Origin of the sequence: Haloechinothrix sp. LS1_15, assembly GCF_033042135.1 — a bacterium.
In the GTDB taxonomy this organism is placed as follows: domain Bacteria; phylum Actinomycetota; class Actinomycetes; order Mycobacteriales; family Pseudonocardiaceae; genus Haloechinothrix.
Genome location: NZ_WBXM01000006.1, coordinates 61,784 through 79,561, shown reverse-complemented (window position 1 = coordinate 79,561; position 17,778 = coordinate 61,784). Strand labels below are relative to the sequence as shown.

Sequence of the window (17,778 nt, the reverse complement as noted above, 5' to 3'; positions counted from 1 at the left end):
TTCAGGAGCATTGCCGATGCCGGTCACCGTTCCCGGTGCCACACCCACCCTGCGCGGCAGGCGGCGGCTGGCCGACCCCGTCTTCCGCTGGTTCGTGACCATCGCCGCTACCACGGTGCTGATCGTGCTGGCCCTGATGGTGGTCACCACCGTTCACGACGCGTGGCCCGTGCTGGCCAGCGAGGGTTTCTTCGGCTTCCTGCTCGGCGACGTGTGGGATGCCGGATACGCGCGGCACGAGATCACCGGTACGTACGGTGCCTGGCCGTTCATCTACGGCACGCTGGTGACCGCGATGATCGCCATCGTGATCGCGCTGCCGCTGGCCATCGCCGTCGCGCTGTACATCACCCAGCTCGCACCACGCCGGATCCGGAACCCGCTGTCCTACACCGTCGAGATGCTGGCGGCGGTTCCCAGCGTCATCTTCGGCATGTGGGGGATGTTCTGGTTCCTCCCCGTGGTGTTGCGACCCTACGTGCTCGAACCGCTCGAGCGCTGGTTCGGCTGGTTCCCGCTGTTCGAGGGGCCGATGCTCGGCCCGAGCTACCTCGGCGCGGGCATCGTGCTCGCGATCATGATCCTGCCCATCATGACCGCCGTCATCCGCGAGGTGTTCGCGGTGAACCCGACCGATGCGCAGCACGCGGCCTACGCGCTGGGCGCGACCCGGCTGGAGGTGATCGGCAACGTGGTGCTGCCGTCCAGCTTCTCCGGCATCGTCGGCGGCACCATGCTCGGCCTCGGCCGTGCCGTCGGCGAGACCATCGCGGTGCTGATGCTGGTCGGCAGCTCGCAGCAGTGGGACGTGAGCCTGCTGTTCGCAGGCGACACCATGGCCGCCCACATCGCCGCCACCTTCCAGGACGCCTCGCCCGAGGCGGTGCGGGGGCTGATGGCCATCGGGGTCGCGCTGTTCGTGGTCACCATGAGCATCAACGTCGGTGCGCGGCTGCTCGTCTGGCGGCTGGGCCGGGTCACGGGGGATTCCGCGGTATGAGCACCTTCCTCGACAGTAGCGATCGGACCGAGCGAGGCGGCCCGTCACGCACCGCTACGGGCCACCGGAGCTTGCGGGACAAGCAGGGCAACGCGCCGTGGCGCACGATCAAGAACCGGCTCTGTACCGGGCTGCTGACCGTGGCCATGGCGCTGGGCATGCTCCCGCTCGCACTGATCATCGGCTACACCGCCTACCGGGGTGCCGGTGTGCTGGATGTGGGGTTCTTCGTGGAGAACGAACCGCCGTGGCGGCGCGACGGCGGCGGCTACGCGGCCGGTTTCTTCGGCACCGCCTACATCATGCTGCACGCGATCCTGTACTCCGTGCCGCTGGGCATCGCCACCGCGATCTACCTCGTGGAGTACGGCGGCGGCAAGCTGGCGATGGCGATCCGGTTCTTCACCGACGTCATGACCGGCATCCCGTCGATCTTCGTTGGCCTGTTCGTGTACGGCCTGCTGATCGGTGCCCTCGGCTTCGGCACGTTCCCGGCCGCGGTGGCGATCGCGATCATCATGCTGCCGATCATCACGCGCTCGGCCGAGGAGATGCTCAAGCTCGTACCCGACGAGTGGCGCAACGCCAGTCGCGCGCTCGGCGCGGGCAAGGCCACCACGATCGTGCGGACGGTGTTGCCAGCCGCCGCGCCCGGGCTGGCGACCGGGTCGATGCTGGCGATCGCGCGCGGGATCGGGGAGACTGCGCCGCTGATCCTGACCGCACTGGGGTCGCAGGTGGTGGTCACGGCGTTCACCGACGCGGCGCAGAGCGCGATCCCGTTGCAGGTCTATCGCGGGATCAACCAGCCGTTCGAGGCGGGGATCGAACGCGCATGGGGCGGGGCGCTGAGCCTCTTCCTGCTGGTGCTGATCATGGTGATCCTCGCGCGCTGGATCGGCTCGCGGACGACGAAACGACGGGGGTGAACGGATGATGATCGACAGCCAGGCTACGCACGCTTCGCGTGATGAGGCGGCGCCGTCGGATGGTGCGGTGTTCGAGCTCACCGATGTCGCTTGCTCTTATGGCGGCCTCACCGCGGTACGGGACGTCACGATGAACCTCGGGCGCAACCGGGTGACGGCGCTGATCGGACCCTCTGGATGTGGCAAGTCGACGGTGCTGCGCTGCCTGAACCGGATGAACGAGCTCATCCCCGGCGCCAGGGTGAGCGGCACCGTGCGCTACAACGGCGAGGACATCCACGCCGCCGACATCGACCCGGCCGAGGTGCGCAGGCGAATCGGGATGGTGTTCCAGAAACCCAACCCGTTCCCGGTGTCGGTGTACGACAACGTCGCGTTCGGCCCCCGGCTGAACGGGTTCCGTGGAGACCTCGATGGGCTGGTGGAGGACTGCCTGCGCCGGGTGGGGCTGTGGAGCGAGGTCGAGCACAAGCTGCGGAGCAGTGGTCTAGCGCTGTCGGGTGGCCAGCAGCAGCGGTTGTGTATCGCGCGGGCGATCGCGGTGGAGCCGGATGTGGTGTTGATGGATGAGCCGTGCTCGGCGTTGGATCCGATCGCGACACTGGCCATCGAGGACCTCATCCAGCAGCTCAAGGACAGCTACACGATCATCATCGTGACCCACAACATGCAGCAGGCCGCGCGGGTGTCGGACATGACGGCGTTCTTCAGCGTCGGCGACGCCGACAGCTCGGGCCACCGCGCGGGAACGCTCATCGAGTTCGACACAACGAACACCATCTTCACCAACGCATCCGATCAGCGCACCGAGGACTACGTGGCCGGGAGGTTCGGCTGACCGGCCGGGCCCGGCAGGAGGAACGACACCATGACGCGAACCGAGCACACCGCCTCCCCACCCGTACACCGGCAACCGGATAGCGCGAGCCCTATCGCGTTGACCGGGAGCGCTGACAGCACAGGGCAGCCGGTGCTGTCCTGCCGCGAGCTGAACGTGTACTACTCGGGTTTCCACGCGGTGGCCGACGTGAACCTGGACATCTCCGGACACCGCGTATCGGCGCTCATCGGACCCTCCGGATGTGGCAAGTCGACGGTGTTGCGTTGCCTGAACCGGATGAACGACCTCGTGCCCGCCGCCAGGGTGAGCGGCTCCGTGCGCTACCGCGGCACCGACATCTACGCCGGAAACATCGACGCGACCGAGGTGCGTAGGCGTATCGGGATGGTGTTCCAGAAACCTAACCCGTTTCCCAAGTCCATTTACGACAACGTCGCCTACGGACCCCGTGTCACCGGTGTGCGCCGGTCATCGATGGACGATGTCGTGGAGCGCGCGCTGCGGGGAGCGGCGCTGTGGGACGAGGTCAAAGACAAGCTCTCGGCCAGCGCGCTGACGCTGTCGGGTGGCCAGCAGCAGCGGTTGTGTATCGCGCGGGCGATCGCGGTGGAGCCGGATGTGGTGTTGATGGATGAGCCGTGCTCGGCGTTGGATCCGGTCGCCACGACACGGATCGAGGACCTCATCCAGTCGATGGTGACGCACTACACGATCGTCATCGTGACCCACAACATGCAGCAGGCCGCGCGGGTATCGGACATGACGGCGTTCTTCACCACCGAGGTGACCCCTGGCGGCGACCGCACGGGACGTCTCGTGGAGTGCGACACCACCCGACGCATCTTCAGCGCCCCTCGGGATCAGCGCACCGAGGACTACATCTCCGGCCGCTTCGGCTGACGGGGCCGGTGTACTCTCGGTCCGGCCGTAGGCACGGGCAACTCGGGGCGCATTGTGGAGTGTGACGCCACTCCGGCGAAGCGTTCGCGCCTCCGCTGCGTCGATCGGACCGATCCATACTGGCCGGGCAGGCCAGGACGGTCGGAGTGCTGTCGCTGGCTCTTTGACACAGCGTCCGATAGTTCATACGCTCGGTCACGTAGATGACCCATGCCCGATACGCCGGGGCATGCGATCTGGATTGGGGGATTCATGAGTAAGTTGCTTCAGCGTGGTCTACTGGCCGTTGCCGCTGCGGGTGCGCTCATCGTCGGTGGAGGCGGTGCTGCTCTGGCCGATAGTGGGGGGACGGAAATGGACCCGGATAGTCCATCCACGCTGGACAGTGTTGAGTTTGTGGGTGGTGGTGAGTGGCATTACGGCACGAGCGCATTCTCGGGCTACTCGAATTACTACCATGGAACTCGGTGTCATGGCTCGACTGCCATATCCGGCGACAATATTGTTCGGAGCCCCGACACCCCGGCAGGTAACTGGGCATACGCAGAGGTCAGTCGGGACGGGTTCAGCACCATTCATGCCTACTGGAGGAACACCTGCTAGTTAGTTGATCTGATCCCCGGGGCGCTTGGCTGGGTGCGCAAGCGCGGCCGCAGGGGTGACGTGTCAGCGTACAGCGCTGCATGTCACCCCTGTGCGTCGGGGAGTACAGGTGCATCCTGAGGGGAATTCGCTTGCGTCACCGCGCGGTCAAGATCGTTCACCTTGCCCTGCTCGTCGCCTCGACAATGCTCGCCTTCCTGGTGTTGGAGGAGCTCGACGAACAGGCCGCATTGGATTACACAGCCGACATCTGGATCAAAGACACCGATGGTTCCGCCAGCGCAGTTCAAGCTGGAAGCATGGTCCGTAATTTCGCGCATGATCACGATATCTCGGTAGTGCGACAGGAAAGCGACATTCGCGAGCCCGACCGCGTCTCACATCTGTTCATCGCTGCGGGCGATCCCGATTCTGCTCCCGCATCATGGCTGGAGCGCGGGTATTCCTCGTTCAGCGGCGGCATGCGTTTTCACACCCATACGTTGGATCAGATCAGTGATCCCGACCCGCGGGGTGCCTACCACGTGTACGGGTCCGAAGACGCGGTCAAAGCGCTGCAGGCTGAGTTCGCCGAACTTGGACTCACCGGGGACGTGGTCCCACCTTTCGACCCCAGGCAGCACATCCAGTCTCAAGCGGCGGAACTCGGGCTGGTCTTCGGCGTCGTGGCGCTCGGCGTCGTACTGATCGTCGGTGCCAGTGTGTTGTTGAGCGCCAAGGAGTACGCTGTGCTGCGTTTGCACGGCATGTCGTTGCCGTCGATGCTCCGACGGGACCTGCGCAGGCTGGCCCCGTTCTGGCTGATCGCCGTTGCGGTCGTGGCGGCGATCACGCTGGTTGTGCTCGGCCTGTACAACGGTTTCGCTCGGGTGGGACTGTTCTCCCTGGTCGCGGTCGGTCTCGCGGGTACGCTCAGCCTGCTCGCGATTCTCGCGCACGCGGGCGCGCTAGTGCTGGCTACCCGCAGCAGCATCGTTCGTGGCCTGCAAGGAGCTGTGGCGACGCGGCCTGCGATGGCCAGCACCTACCTGGTTCGGGTTGCGGCAGCGCTGCTCGTGTTACTGCTCGGCGGTATGACGGTGGGGTCGTGGCAGCAGGTGCAGCAGCAGGAAGCGCACCATGAGGAAGTTGCCTCGCTGGGGGAGGATGCGACGTATGTCGCGTTCCGCGGCAGCCGCACCCCCGAGACTTCGGAGGCGATGTCGGATCAAGTGGGTCGGTGGCTGCGCAGCGCTGATGATCGTGGGCAGGTCATCGTCAGCTACCATCGGCTACTGGCAGAGATCGCCCCGCCGGGAGCCGGGCTTCCCGCAGGACATGTGCTCCGAGTGAACGAGACCTTCCTGGCCGAGCAGCAGATCCTGGACCCGGAAGGGAATCGCTACGTTCCCGAGCCAGGGGACGATAGAGTGCGAATTCTCGTCCCGGAGAAGCTCCACGAGCACGCCGACACGATCACCGAACGCGTGCCCTCCATGATCAATCCCGCGGATCAGGGGGCGCGGGTGCATGAGGCCGGTGTGGAGCACATGTGGGCGCGGGACGGCCAGGCGGTGGCAACCTTCCAATCCGACGAGATGACCGCCCTGATCGACAGATTGATGCTCGATGATCCGGTGCTGGTGGTGGTCCCCAATGGATCGCCGGTGACCTCACCGATCGACTACACCGCGATGGCGACCCGCGATGGGGTCATCTTCCGAGATCGCCAGGACGCGTTGGATGCCATCGGTAGGGAAGTGCCGCGCGAACACATCACCGAGCTCGCGCCCGTGGCTGGCCGGGCCGCCGCTGAACACGCAGAAGCAGCACACGAGCTGCGGCTCGGCGCGTTGACCCTGATGGCGGGCGTGCTCGTGCTGTTCGTTACCGGCCTCGGCGTGTGCGTGATCTATGGACGCAAGAATGCCCAGACCATCTTCGCCAAGCACATCAGCGGCTGGACCTTCTTGGCGATCCACCGCAAGCTGTTCCTGTTGGACACCCTCGTCGCCTGCGCGCTCCTCAGCTGGGTCGGATGGAATATCTGGTCCAGAACCACCGCGCTCGAGCGGTTCACCGAACGAGGTGTTCCACCGCCGCCGACACTACCGCAACCCAACTGGTGGGAGCTCGCTCCCGCAGCGGGGGTAGCCGCGCTCGCGATGACCATGCTTGTTGTTGCCGTGGGCCTGGCCCACCGGCGCATCGTCAAAGCCCACGCTGCCGACGTCTGAGCGAACCGGGAGCCCGACTGTGATCGCTGTGAAGAACCTGTCCAAGTCCTTCGGCCGCCGCACATTGTGGTCAGATCTCGATGTTACCGTCCACAGCGGCGAAATGCTGGCGGTGACCGGACCCAGCGGGGCTGGAAAGTCCACACTGCTCAACTGCATCGGCCTGCTTGAATGGCCGGACAGCGGGCAGATCCTATATGAGGGCACGGACATCACACGGTTCGGTAGCAGGGCGCGCCGCCGGTTCCGGCGCGACGTCCTCGGCTACCTCTTTCAGAACTACGCGCTCATCGAAACCGCAACGGTGGTCGAGAACCTGGAGATCGCGGTCAGAGCCCGTCGGGCTCGGCGTCCCCGCTACCGTGACGCGCTCGAACACGTCGGGCTCGCCGGGCAGGAGAAGGAGGAGATCCATCACCTCAGTGGCGGTGAGCAACAGCGAGTCGCCCTCGCCCGTCTACTGGTCAAGCAGCCGTCCCTGGTACTGGCAGACGAGCCGACAGGCGCGTTGGACAGCGCCAACGCCGCCATGGTCATCGACACGCTGCGGGAGATGAGCGACGCGGGTTGTACCGTGCTCATCGCCACCCACAGCCACTACATCCAGAGCAGATGCGACGCCACATTCGATGTCACAAGCTTAAGGCATGAACAGGTTCCCCGAGAAAACAGTCAATCGAACTCACTTCACGACGCCGAGGTGAGCAGCGACTGAACGCCTGGAACTGGACCACCTGCTGCCCATTGCTTCGTGTCCCGCCGACCCTGTTCGATAACCGGCGGTGGCCTTCGCCTGCTCGGTGTGGACTGGGCTCGTCCAACGTTGCGCTTCGGCCAGATGGGATTCTTCCGCGCGGCGGCCCTCCATCTCGTCTGGCGACACCGACACACTGGCCGTCGCGGGAGGTAACCGCTGGCTGGTCGATGGCTCCCGCCGCCGCGAATCACGCCGCTTAACCGCCGATCCAGTGGTAGCGGCGTTCGGGTCGCCCTGCTGTGCCGTACCGCAGCCGCACCTCGGCCTTACCGGATTCCACGAAGAACTCCAGGTACCGGCGCGCGCTCACCCGCGACACCCCGGTGCCCTCGGCGCATTCGGAAGCCGAGAGGCCGTCGTCTGCCTGGAGCAGGGCGTCGCGGACCAGGTCGGCCGTTTGCGAGGTCAGCCCTTTCGGCATGCGGGCAGCGGCGGGCGCGCCCCCGAACACGCGGTCCACCGAGGCCTGATCGGCGGCGTCGATCTGGTGCAGTGTCTTACGGCTCTCGGCGAAGGCGACCAGCCGCGCCTGCAGGGTAGCGGAGTCGAACGGTTTGATGATGTAGTGCACCACCCCGCCGCGCACCGCGGTGCGGACCGTTTCCGCATCGCGCGCCGCGGTGATGACCAGGATATCCACATCGGCGGTCCGCTCGTCGCCGCGCAGCAGGCGTAGCACCTCGATGCCGCTCATGTCCGGCAGGTAGATGTCAAGCAACACGAGGTCGGGCCGGTGCCGCCGCACGAGGTCGAGCGCTTCGTTGCCGGTGCGTGCCTCCGCGAGGACGGAGAATCCGGGGATCCTCTCGGTGATGCCCCGGTGCACTCTGGCGACCATGAAGTCGTCGTCCACCACCACAACGTTGATCATGTCTCGGAACTCCTTGGCCGGTTTCGTTCGCCTGCCGAGGGAGCAAGCGGGAGCCACGCGACGAACTCGGCCCCCGCTAGGGGAGCGGGGTGTTCCCGCGCCGCACCGGTGTCCTCCCGGTGTTCGTCCCCGCCTGCCGGGGACGCCGAGGCGATACGGACGTGCCCGCCGCGCCGGGCACAGACGAGCTGGGTGATGGCCAGCCCGAGGCCACGCCCTTCCGGGTCGGTGCCCGTCTTGGTGGAGAAGCCGTGCCGGAAGATCTCGTCGTGCAGCTCGTTCGGCACTCCGGGGCCGGAGTCACGCACCGACGCCCACACCCCATCGGCGTCCCCGGCCAGCCGCACCTCCACCACCGAACCGGCGGACGATCGCTCGCCCGAGGCCACCGCGTCGAGGGCGTTGTCCACCAGGTTGCCCACCACCGTGGTGAGGTCGGCCGAGAGGTCCTCGCTCAGCTGTCCCAGCTCGCTGCGCGGTGAGACCCGCAGCTCGGCTCCCTGTTCCGCGGCCCGGCTGGATTTGGCGATCAGCAGTGCGGCCACCGACGGGTCGGCGACGCTCGCGGTGATGTCCTCGCTGAGTTGGGCACGCGCCCCGCTCACCCGGCCGATGTACTGGTTGACCTCGTCGTACTCGCCGAGCTCCAGTAGCCCGGTGATCACGTGGAGCTGGTTGCTGAACTCGTGTGCCTGCGCCCGCAGCGCCTCGGTGGTCGTGCGGGTCACGTCCAGTTCGTGCTTGAGCTCGACCAGATCGGTCCGGTCCCGCATGGTGGTGACCGAGCCCGCCGCCTTGCCCCCGGTGACCAGCGGCATGCGGTTGAGTGTGACGAGCCGGTCGCCCATGGTCACCACCTGGTCGCGCCCGCTGGTGGTGCCGGTCAGTACCTGGTGCAACGCCGGGTCGATGTCCAGCTCGGCCAGCCGCCGCTGTGCGCAGTCGCGGGGGAGCCGCAGCAGCTCGATCGCCTTGTCGTTGACCATCGTGATCCGGTGCTCGGAGTCGAGCGCGATGACCCCCTCCTTGATCCCGTGCAGGATGGCCTCCCGGTGCTCGGCGAGGCTGGTGATCTCGGCGGGCTCCAGGCCCAGCGTCTGTCGTTTCACCCTGCGCGCCAGCAGCACCGACCCGGTGACACCGAGCGAACCGGCGATACCGAGGTAGATCAACAGGTTGGGGGCGGCGGCGACCAGGCGCTGGCTGAACCCCGGGTAGCGGCGTGCCGCCGCGACCAGCCCGATGACGTCCCCGCCCTCGGCGATCACCGGGACGTGGGCGACCAGGAAATCCTCACCGCCGATCGGTGTCATGCCGGTCCACGCACGGCCTTCGAGTACCGGGCTGTCGCCGATGGCCAGCGGCTGATCGAGATCACCGGGATCGGGCGAGGTGAGGATGCGCAGGTCCCTGCGGGTCACGATGAGCTTGTCGGCGCCGGACAGGCTGCGCAGGCTCTCCGCGGTGGGCTGCAGGATCCCCTGGTCGCCGACGTCGCTCACGCCCATCCGGACCGCTTCGTGGGTGGCGCCGGTCTCGGCGATGGCGCGCATCCGCTGCCCCTCGGTTTGTCGGAATGTCGCGTCCGACTGCGCCACCGAAGCTCCGGTGACGGCGATCAGCACCAGCACGATGATGACCAGCTGGATGGCGAGGAACTGGCCTGCGAGGGTGAACCTGGGCCGCACCGGCTGCCCCTTTCGCGTCCCGCCCAGGCGTGCCGGGCTCCTCCGCTGCGCGTTCACCCCCAGCTCGCTCCGTCGCGACAGGATCGCACGGATGCGTCGTCGGAGGCGAGCGTCGGCGGGTGTACACAACGACCACAAGGACGTTTACCACCACTGCCCCCGTAACGGACACAACACTTCATCGGGGCGCTCGCGGCTGTTTCCCTGTGGGCCAGCTCATAGACGGGGAACGAGCGAGTCGCCATCCCCACCCGGCAGCCCTGCCGCTGCGCGGGAACCACCTACCCACCACCTGGAGGTCGTCATGCCGCATCGACGTTCCCGCCCGCTGGTCGCGCTGGCCGCGACCGGATCGCTGCTGCTCGCCGGCTGTGGAGCCGAGGCAGGCGGTGACGGCGGCCAGTGGTCGCCAGGCGAACCCATCGAGATCACCGCTCCCGCCGACACCGGTGGCGGATGGGACACGCTGGCCCGCACGAGCGCGCGGGTGCTGGAGGACACCGGGCTTGTTGACCAGCCGGTGCGGGTGGTCAACAAGCCGGGCGGTGGCGGAGCGATCGGCTGGTCCTACATCGCCAACCACACCGGTGACCCGCACAAGCTATTCGTGACCAGCCCGCCGATCCTCCTCGTCCCGCTCGCGGGTGAGTCCGACCACGACCACACCGACTTCACGCCGATCGCGCGGTTGATCACCGACTACATGGTGTACCTGGTGCCCGCCGACTCGCCCATGGAATCCTTCGACGACCTCGTCGAACAGTGGGGAAGCGACCCGGGTTCGGTGAGCATCGCGGGCGGTTCGGCGCCGGGCAGCATGGACCACGTGGCGTTGGCCGGGGCCGCCGACGCCGCCGGGGTCGACGCGAGCGAGCTCAACTACGTCGCCTTCGACGGTGGCGGTGAGGCGATGACCGCGCTGCTCGGCGGGCACGTCGATGCCGCGGTGACCGGCGGCGGTGAAGCCACCGAACTCATCGAGGCAGGTGAGGTCAAGCCGCTGGCGGTATCGGCCCCGGAACGCCTCGACGGCATGCCCGACGTTGCCACCCTCACCGAGCAGGATGTGGACTTCACCTTCGACATCTGGCGTGGCGTGATGGGCCCCGCCGAGATGACCGGGGAGGAGATCGCCTACTACGAGGAGGTCCTTGCGGACATGCTGCAGACCGAGCAGTGGCAGCAGGAGGCGAGCAAGCTTGGCTGGGTCGACTCGTACCAGGACAGCGCGGAGTTCGAGGCCTTCCTCGACGAGTCCCACGAGGAGATCGCCGACATCCTCGACGAGGTCGGCCTCCGGTGATCGGGAGCGGGACATGAACGCGTTCCGGTTGTCCAACCGCACGGTCGCCGTTGTGGTGGCGCTGTTCGCGGGCGTGTACCTCGCGGGGGCGTACCGGCTGCCCGATTTCGTGGCCGTGGACGTCCCGGTGCAGCCCGCGACGTTGCCGCGTGGCCTCGGGTTCGTGCTGCTCGGCCTGGCGGTGGTGCTGTTCTTCCAGCGCAGCACCCCGCTGGCCGAGCAGCCGGAGCAGGCGTCCGAAGGCCCGGCAGGCGAGGGTACGGCAGCTGCCGGGCAGGCGGGCACCGGTGGGCTCGGCAGGCTCGGCGACATTCGCCTCGAACTGGGGCTGTTCGCCGCAGCTTCCGCCGCCTACGTCGCGTTGTTCACCATCGCGGGCTTCGTGCTGGCTACGGCGGCCTACCTCGCCGCGATGGTGTGGTACCTGGGCTACCGGCGGCACCTCGTCACTGCGCTGGTCAGCATCGGGATCCCACTGGTCACCTATCTCGGTATGACCGAAGGGCTCGGTGTGGTGCTGCCGAACGGCCCGCTGCCGTTCTGAGGCCGTTCCCACTCACTCCCGAGCCAGCTGATCCGACCCCCGGCCGGCCCACCGGTCGTCCCCTTTCGCGTTATCGCCACCGCCACGCGCATTCACGGAGCCTGCCATGGATACCCTCAACCAGCTCGTGTCCGGGTTCGGCGTCGCGCTCAGCCCGGAGAACCTGACGTTCGTCTTCGTCGGTGTCCTCGCGGGCACGGTCATCGGCATCCTGCCGGGACTCGGCCCGATGAGCGCGATCGCGTTGATGATCCCCATCGCCTTCGGGATGGACCCCACAACGGGGATGATCATGCTGGCCGGTGTCTACTACGGCGCCGTGTTCGGCGGGTCGACCTCGTCGATCCTGCTCAACGCTCCCGGCATCGCCGGGACGGTGGCAACGTCGTTCGACGGCTACCCCATGGCCCGTGACGGCAGGGCGGGCAAGGCGTTGGCCGTCGCGGCGATCGCCTCGTTTGTCGGCGGCACCATCGGTGTCGTCGGACTGATGTTGATCGCACCCACACTGTCGACGGTGGCGGTGAGCTTCGGCCCTGCTGAGTACTTCGCCCTCATGGTCCTCGGGTTGACCGCGATCGTCTCGCTGTCGGGCAAGAACCTCACCAAGGGGTTGATCTCCGCGGTTGTCGGGGTGGTCGTCGCGCTGGTCGGCATCGACGCAGCCACGGGCACCCTGCGGTTCACCTTCGACCGCCCGGAACTGTACGAGGGCATCGACTTCCTGATCGTCGCGCTCGGCGTGTTCGCGCTCGCCGAAGTGTTCGTGCTGCTGTCCCGGCGCGGCGAGGGCGGCGCGCGTGGCGGGGTGACGTCGCTTCGGCTGAGCAGGGGCGAGGTCGGTGCGATCACGCCGCCGACGTTGCGAGGCTCGGTGCTCGGCTTCTTTACCGGGGTGCTTCCCGGCGCGGGCGCGACCGTGGCCTCGTTTCTGTCCTATTCGGCCGAGAAACGCATCGCAAGGGACGGTGACAGCTTCGGGCGGGGCAACATCAAGGGAGTCGCCGCTCCGGAGTCCGCCAACAACGGCGCGGCGGTCGGTTCGTTCGTCCCGTTGCTGACCCTCGGGGTCCCCGGATCGGGCACCACTGCCATCCTGCTCGGGGCGTTGCTGGTGCTCGGCGTGCAACCGGGCCCGCTCATGCTCGACGAGCACCCCGGCATGTTCTGGGGCGTCGTCGCGAGCATGTACATCGGCAGCGTGGTGCTGCTGATCCTGAATCTGCCACTGATCCCGGTGTTCGCCAAGGTGCTCAACACCCCGAAAGCGGTGCTGCTTCCGCTGGTCGTGGTGTTCTGCGCGGTCGGAGTCTACGGGCTCAGCTTCGCCGTGTTCGACCTCTGGTTGCTGCTGGGGTTCGGTGTGCTCGGGTTCCTCATGCGGGCCAACGACTTCCCAGCTGCCCCGCTCATCCTCGGGCTCATCCTCGGTGGCCTGATGGAACGCAACATGCGCCAGGCGCTACAGATCTCCGGGGGCGACTGGTCGGTGTTCGTCACCCAGCCGATCCCCGCCGTGCTGCTGGGTCTTGCGGCCGCGTCGCTGCTGCCGAGTGTGGTGGGATGGCTGCGGCGTCGGCGATCCCGATCCCGTGAACAGGAAGGAGTGTCCGCGGCGTGAGGTGCGTGCTGCGCGGCATCGCGATGACTCTCGCGGCGTTGCTCGGTCCGGTGGCGTGCGGGACTACGCAAGCTCCCGAGGAGTTGCGGGTCATCGTGCCGACTCCGCCCGGCGGCGGGTTCGACCAGACGGCACGCACCCTGGCCGGTGGGCTGGAGGACAGCGGGCTGGCGGAATCGGTCGAGGTGCTCAACATGCCGGGGGAGACCGGTATGGCCGCGCTGTCCCGCGCCCGGTATGAGTCGGGCGACGACACGCTGCTGTTGCAGATGGGGTTGGGACTGGTGGCCACGGCGCAGATCAGCGGTCATGCCGGGGAGCTTGCCGAGCTCACCCCGCTGGCCAGAGTAGTCGAGGAGGCAGGAGCGATCGTGGTGCCCGCGGGCTCGGACTACGGCAATCTGCCGGATCTGGTCGCGGATCTGCGTGACCGTCCCGGCGAGGTGGCAGGCGGCGGCGGTTCCCAGCCGGGTGGCCCCGACCACCTGGCAGTGATGCTGCTCGCCGACGAGCTCGGGATCGACCCGGCCGAGGTGTCGTACCATTCCTACGACGGTGGCGGGGAGCTGCTGGCTGGACTGCTCAGCCACGAGGTGGACTACGCCGCGATGGGTGCGGGCGAGCATATGCACGCCGTTGAGGCAGGGGAGCTACGGGTGCTCGCGGTGACGGGGCCAGAACGGGTACGGGGGATCGATGCCCCGACACTGACGGAACTCGGCGTCGATCTGGAATTCGTGAACTGGCGGGGCTTGCTCGCACCGCCAGGCCTGGCCGAGGACGAGCGCGACGCGCTGATCGGGACGATCGACCGGTTGCGGGACAGTGCGCCGTGGCGCGAGGCGGTCGACCGGTACGGCTGGGAGGACTCCTACCTGGCTGGCGAGGAGTACGGCGAGTTCCTCGACGTCGAGACGCGGCGTGTGGCCGATGTCCTCGATGCCCTCGGGCTGCGGGACTCCGGCCGGTAGCACGCGACACGCGACGCGACCCCTCTCGGGAGGTGCGTCCACAGCGGAACGCGCCTGGCCGGTTACCGTTGGCACGTGGCAACCCAAGGAATCACACCGAGCGTGCGGCAGGCCAAGGAGAAGGCGCAGGAGGTTTCCGAGCGCGCGCAGCGACTGCGGCGCCGGTATCCCGGCATCGATCACCTGATCCGGGCGCAACAAGCGTTCGGCGATCGGTACGGCAACCACTACGCGGCGGCCATCACGTATTTCAGTGTGTTATCGCTGGTGCCGCTGCTGATGGTTGCCTTCGCGATCGCGAGTTACGTGCTGGCCGCCGATCCGGCGCTGTTGCAGGAGCTGATCACCAGGCTGGTGCAGGCGGCACCGGACGGCTTGGAAGGCACCATCGAGGAGGTGGTGCTCACCGCGGTGGAGGCCCGCACCACGGTCGGTGTCCTTGGCCTGGCGGTGGCGCTGTACTCCGGTATCGGGTGGATGCGCAACCTGCGGGACGCGTTGACCGCGCAGTGGGGTCAGGAGCGCAAGAAACGCCCGCTGGTCAGTGGCATGGCGAAGGACCTGCTGGCATTGCTGGGGCTCGGTGCGGCGCTGCTGGTGTCGTTCGGGCTGACCACCGCCGGGACCATGGCGGCAAGGGCTGTGCTGGCCACCGTGGGGCTGGAGGATGTCACGCCCGCCCGTGTGGGGTTGAGCCTGCTGACGATCGTGCTGGCCATCGCCGCCAACTGGCTGGTGTTCCTGTGGGTCATCGCGCGCCTGCCGCGCGAGCGGGTGAGCGCGCGCAGCGCGGTGAAGGGCGCGTTGATCGCCGCGATCGGATTCGAGCTCCTGAAACAGCTCGCCTCGCTGTTCATCGCCTCGGTGATGACCTCACCGACCGGGGCGCTGTTCGGACCCATCATCGGGTTGCTCGTCTTCGCCAACGTGGTGTCGCGGTTCCTGCTGTTCGTCACCGCCTGGACCGCCACCGCACGTGAGAACGTCGTGGAGACCGTCCCGGAGCCCGGGCCCACGATGGTGCGGCCGCTCGTCCACGTGCGACGTGGTCCCAGCGCGGGTCATGTCGCTGGCCTGGTCGGGCTCGGTGCGGCTCTCGGCGGCGCGGCGAGCCTGCTCTCCCGGCGGCGCCGCGACCGTACGCGCTGACCGGGATCGGGCCGGTCTGGCCGGCCATCGTGACCGGTGAGGACAGTAGCGACAGTTGCGGCGGTGGTGACGGTACGTAGTCACTGTCCGTGTGGCAGTCTCCTGTTCGGATGATTGCCGCGTTCGTCCGGATCGACCACGCTCGAACCCAGCCGCGGGAGGCGCCGCGGACGCTGACGGCGGGAGGTGAGGCGTGGGCCGGTTGTGGCGTACCGTCCGCATGGCGCTGGTGCCGATGCTGCTCACCGGGCTACTGGTGGGAGTCGGCGAGGCGGCGCGGGCCGAGGAGGACAGCTACGTCGCGCTTGGCGACTCCTACGCATCCGGCGTCGGCACCCGCAGCTACCACGAACGGGAGTGCTACCGGTCGCCGCTGGGATACCCGGCACTGGTCGGCGAGGAACTCGGCGCCCGGCTGGACCTGCGGGCGTGTTCCGGTGCCCGTGTCGCCGACGTGCTCGACTCCCAACTGGACGGGATGGGCGCGGCGACCGACTACGTCACCGTGACGGTCGGCGGCAACGACGCAGGTTTCGCCGAGGTGCTCACGGCGTGCGCCCGGCCATGGCCATACACCTGCGCCGAGGAGATCGCCGAGGCCCGGGCGGTCATCACCGGCGCGCTCCCCGCGAAATTGGACATGTTGTACCGGGCCATCGCCGAGCGCGCGCCGCAGGCCACGGTGGTGGCGGTCGGCTATCCCAGGCTCTTCAACGGCCAGGTGTGCAACCTCGTCGCACAGATCACACCGGAGCAGCAGGCCGAGCTGAACGCCACGGCTGACCTGCTCGCGCAAGTGATCGCGAACCGCGCGGCCGCCCACGGGTTCGCCTTCGCCGATCCGAGGGAGGCATTCAACGGGCACGCCGTTTGCGACAGTGACGAGTGGATCAACGGGTTGTCGTACCCGATCCTGGAGTCGTACCACCCGAATCAGCGTGGCTACGCGCTCGGCTACGCACCGCTGGTCACCGCGTCGCTGGCCGCGGGAGTCCCCGGCGCTTCGTGACCGGAACGACCAGTCCCGCCGTGGCGTTCGGGCACCAACCGTGGCGGGTCAGCGGAACAGCCGGTCGCGCCTGCTACGCCAGATCAGCACGATGCCGACCAGCGCCACACCGGCCACCGCGACACCCAGCGTCATGCCGGGGATGCTGCGCTCACCGTCCAGGATCGCGTGCACGAACCCCTCGCCGTCCCGTTCGAGCATGTCGTCGTCCAGCGCGAGACTGCCCTCGCCTTCCTGTAGCGGCGGCACCAGCTCCCCGACGGGCGCGACCCCCTCGCCCGCGAGCGCGAAACCGTAGTCGAGCGCGGCCGCCGCCTGCTCGTGGACCGGAACCGGGCGCTGCTCTGCGTGCAGCAACACTACCGCCACCCTACGGTCTCCCCGCTCGGCGGCACCCATGTAGGTGTGCCGCGCCGCGTTGGTGTACCCCGTCTTGCCGCCGATGAAGCCCTCGTAGGAGCCGAGCAGCCGGTTGTCGTTGTACAGCGAGATCGACTCGTCGTCTTCCAAGGTGAAGTCCAGATTCCGGGTGCCGATGGCCTCGACGAAACGGGGCTGCTCCAGCGCGTGCCGGAAGATGAGGCTCAGGTCGTAGGCGGAGCTGGTCATGCCGGGGCCATCGAGCCCTGAGGTGGTCGCCGCGCGGGTGTCCAGCGCCATCAAGCGTGTGGCCAGGCCGTTCATCGCCTCCAGCGCCTCCCGTTTGCCGCCGAGGGCGCTGCCGAGCGCGTGCGCGGCGTCGTTGCCGGAGTGGATGAGCGTGCCGGTGAGCAGGTCCTCGACCGTGTACTCCTCGTCGGTGACCAGGCCGACGCAGGTGCAGACCTGGTCGGTGTCGTCCTCCGAGGCGATCACCGTCTCGTCCGGATCGAGCTCGTCGACCACGGTGGCTGCCAGCAACACCTTGATCAGCGAAGCGGGCCGGTGCCTGCCGTGCGGATCGCGGGCGGCGAGCACCTCGCCGGAATCGAGGTCGGAGATCATCCACGCTGCGGCGGTGATCTCCTCCGGCGGGCCGGGCACCTCGGGCGGCAGCACCTCGCCGCACTCTCCCAGCCGCTCGCCGCCAATGGGTTCCTCGGGAACGGGCAGCGGATCGGGCGGGTCCTCGCCGGGAGCGGGTTCCTCAGAAGGGGAGATCGGTCCGGGAGGAGTCTCGTGGTTGGAGCACGGTTCCGGTGGTTCCGGCGTACCGGGGTCGGCCTGTGCCGCGGGCACGCCTGTGATCGCCACCAGGATCGTCAACGCGAGCAGCACAGGGGCGAGCAGCGCAGGGGGGAGCACCACGCCTCGCGCCCGCGAACACCAGCCAGTCACGCAGGACAGCGTAACTGTGTCGGTCGCACGCTGTGTATGGCGCAGTGACGCCCAGTCGT

16 protein-coding genes are annotated in these 17,778 nt (G+C 67.9%); 13 read left to right on the top strand and 3 right to left on the bottom strand.

Going from position 1 to position 17,778, the window contains the following annotated elements:
* The first annotated feature begins 16 nt into the window (after positions 1 to 16).
* The 7 genes from pstC to F8178_RS11045 all read left to right on the top strand — a co-directional run bounded on the left by pstC (position 17) and on the right by F8178_RS11045 (position 7,204).
* Positions 17 to 1,000, top strand: a complete 984-nt coding sequence (gene pstC, locus F8178_RS11070) for a phosphate ABC transporter permease subunit PstC (RefSeq protein ID WP_317494660.1) — start codon at positions 17 to 19, stop codon at positions 998 to 1,000.
* Positions 997 to 1,929: a phosphate ABC transporter permease PstA gene (gene pstA, locus F8178_RS11065; protein WP_317494659.1), complete on the top strand. Its 933-nt coding sequence runs from the start codon at positions 997 to 999 to the stop codon at positions 1,927 to 1,929. Before pstC ends, pstA begins: the two co-directional genes overlap by 4 nt.
* A gap of 7 nt (positions 1,930 to 1,936) precedes the next feature.
* Positions 1,937 to 2,767 (top strand): phosphate ABC transporter ATP-binding protein PstB, encoded by an 831-nt coding sequence (gene pstB / locus F8178_RS11060; RefSeq protein ID WP_396345386.1) that lies wholly within the window; start codon positions 1,937 to 1,939, stop codon positions 2,765 to 2,767.
* 30 nt (positions 2,768 to 2,797) lie between these two features.
* Positions 2,798 to 3,670 carry a phosphate ABC transporter ATP-binding protein PstB gene (gene pstB / locus F8178_RS11055; RefSeq protein WP_317494657.1) on the top strand — a complete coding sequence of 291 codons (873 nt, stop codon included), beginning with the start codon at positions 2,798 to 2,800 and terminating at the stop codon, positions 3,668 to 3,670.
* A 210-nt stretch (positions 3,671 to 3,880) separates the two neighbouring features.
* Positions 3,881 to 4,273 (top strand): lactococcin 972 family bacteriocin, encoded by a 393-nt coding sequence (locus tag F8178_RS20415; RefSeq protein ID WP_396345317.1) that lies wholly within the window; start codon positions 3,881 to 3,883, stop codon positions 4,271 to 4,273.
* A 131-nt stretch (positions 4,274 to 4,404) separates the two neighbouring features.
* On the top strand, positions 4,405 to 6,489 hold the full coding sequence (locus F8178_RS11050) for a hypothetical protein (protein WP_317494656.1): 2,085 nt from the start codon (positions 4,405 to 4,407) through the stop codon (positions 6,487 to 6,489).
* Between the two features lie 19 nt (positions 6,490 to 6,508).
* Entirely contained in the window at positions 6,509 to 7,204 is a 696-nt protein-coding gene (locus F8178_RS11045) for an ATP-binding cassette domain-containing protein (RefSeq protein ID WP_317494655.1), read from the top strand.
* A 238-nt stretch (positions 7,205 to 7,442) separates the two neighbouring features.
* On the opposite strand, the gene F8178_RS11040 is transcribed toward F8178_RS11045, so the two are convergent.
* Together F8178_RS11040 and F8178_RS11035 are read right to left on the bottom strand one after the other, a co-directional pair.
* On the bottom strand, positions 7,443 to 8,117 hold the full coding sequence (locus tag F8178_RS11040) for a response regulator (protein WP_317494654.1): 675 nt from the start codon (positions 8,115 to 8,117) through the stop codon (positions 7,443 to 7,445).
* On the bottom strand, positions 8,114 to 9,805 hold the full coding sequence (locus F8178_RS11035) for a sensor histidine kinase (RefSeq protein WP_317494653.1): 1,692 nt from the start codon (positions 9,803 to 9,805) through the stop codon (positions 8,114 to 8,116). The genes F8178_RS11040 and F8178_RS11035 overlap by 4 nt, the downstream gene beginning before the upstream one ends.
* 304 nt (positions 9,806 to 10,109) lie before the next feature.
* Here F8178_RS11035 and F8178_RS11030 point away from each other — a divergent pair, with 304 nt between their 5' ends.
* The 6 genes from F8178_RS11030 (at position 10,110) to F8178_RS11005 (ending at position 16,402) form a co-directional block, all read left to right on the top strand.
* Positions 10,110 to 11,108, top strand: coding sequence for a tripartite tricarboxylate transporter substrate binding protein (locus F8178_RS11030; protein WP_317494652.1), 999 nt, complete (start codon positions 10,110 to 10,112; stop codon positions 11,106 to 11,108).
* Positions 11,109 to 11,121: 13 nt separating this feature from the next.
* Complete coding sequence (locus F8178_RS11025; RefSeq protein WP_317494651.1) at positions 11,122 to 11,652, top strand: tripartite tricarboxylate transporter TctB family protein; 531 nt, start codon at positions 11,122 to 11,124, stop codon at positions 11,650 to 11,652.
* A gap of 106 nt (positions 11,653 to 11,758) precedes the next feature.
* Positions 11,759 to 13,273, top strand: a complete 1,515-nt coding sequence (locus F8178_RS11020) for a tripartite tricarboxylate transporter permease (protein WP_317494650.1) — start codon at positions 11,759 to 11,761, stop codon at positions 13,271 to 13,273.
* Positions 13,270 to 14,244 carry a tripartite tricarboxylate transporter substrate-binding protein gene (locus tag F8178_RS11015; RefSeq protein ID WP_317494649.1) on the top strand — a complete coding sequence of 325 codons (975 nt, stop codon included), beginning with the start codon at positions 13,270 to 13,272 and terminating at the stop codon, positions 14,242 to 14,244. The genes F8178_RS11020 and F8178_RS11015 overlap by 4 nt, the downstream gene beginning before the upstream one ends.
* Before the next feature lie 102 nt (positions 14,245 to 14,346).
* A complete protein-coding gene (yhjD, locus tag F8178_RS11010) occupies positions 14,347 to 15,393 on the top strand; it encodes an inner membrane protein YhjD (RefSeq protein ID WP_317494843.1) in 1,047 nt (348 codons plus the stop codon).
* Positions 15,394 to 15,586: 193 nt separating this feature from the next.
* A complete protein-coding gene (locus tag F8178_RS11005) occupies positions 15,587 to 16,402 on the top strand; it encodes an SGNH/GDSL hydrolase family protein (RefSeq protein ID WP_317494648.1) in 816 nt (271 codons plus the stop codon).
* A 48-nt stretch (positions 16,403 to 16,450) separates the two neighbouring features.
* Here F8178_RS11005 and F8178_RS11000 read toward each other — a convergent pair whose 3' ends face one another.
* On the bottom strand, positions 16,451 to 17,719 hold the full coding sequence (locus F8178_RS11000) for a serine hydrolase (protein WP_317494647.1): 1,269 nt from the start codon (positions 17,717 to 17,719) through the stop codon (positions 16,451 to 16,453).
* Positions 17,720 to 17,778 lie beyond the last annotated feature (59 nt).

Excerpts from the sequence above, each read along its gene's own strand:
- pstC (WP_317494660.1), top strand. The coding sequence starts at position 17 with ATGCCGGTCACCGTTCCCGGTGCCACACCCACCCTGCGCGGCAGGCGG.
- pstA (WP_317494659.1), top strand. The coding sequence starts at position 997 with ATGAGCACCTTCCTCGACAGTAGCGATCGGACCGAGCGAGGCGGCCCG.
- pstB (WP_396345386.1), top strand. The coding sequence starts at position 1,937 with ATGATCGACAGCCAGGCTACGCACGCTTCGCGTGATGAGGCGGCGCCG.
- pstB (WP_317494657.1), top strand. The coding sequence starts at position 2,798 with ATGACGCGAACCGAGCACACCGCCTCCCCACCCGTACACCGGCAACCG.
- F8178_RS20415 (WP_396345317.1), top strand. The coding sequence starts at position 3,881 with ATGCCCGATACGCCGGGGCATGCGATCTGGATTGGGGGATTCATGAGT.
- F8178_RS11040 (WP_317494654.1), bottom strand. The coding sequence starts at position 8,117 with ATGATCAACGTTGTGGTGGTGGACGACGACTTCATGGTCGCCAGAGTG.
- F8178_RS11030 (WP_317494652.1), top strand. The coding sequence starts at position 10,110 with ATGCCGCATCGACGTTCCCGCCCGCTGGTCGCGCTGGCCGCGACCGGA.
- F8178_RS11025 (WP_317494651.1), top strand. The coding sequence starts at position 11,122 with ATGAACGCGTTCCGGTTGTCCAACCGCACGGTCGCCGTTGTGGTGGCG.
- F8178_RS11020 (WP_317494650.1), top strand. The coding sequence starts at position 11,759 with ATGGATACCCTCAACCAGCTCGTGTCCGGGTTCGGCGTCGCGCTCAGC.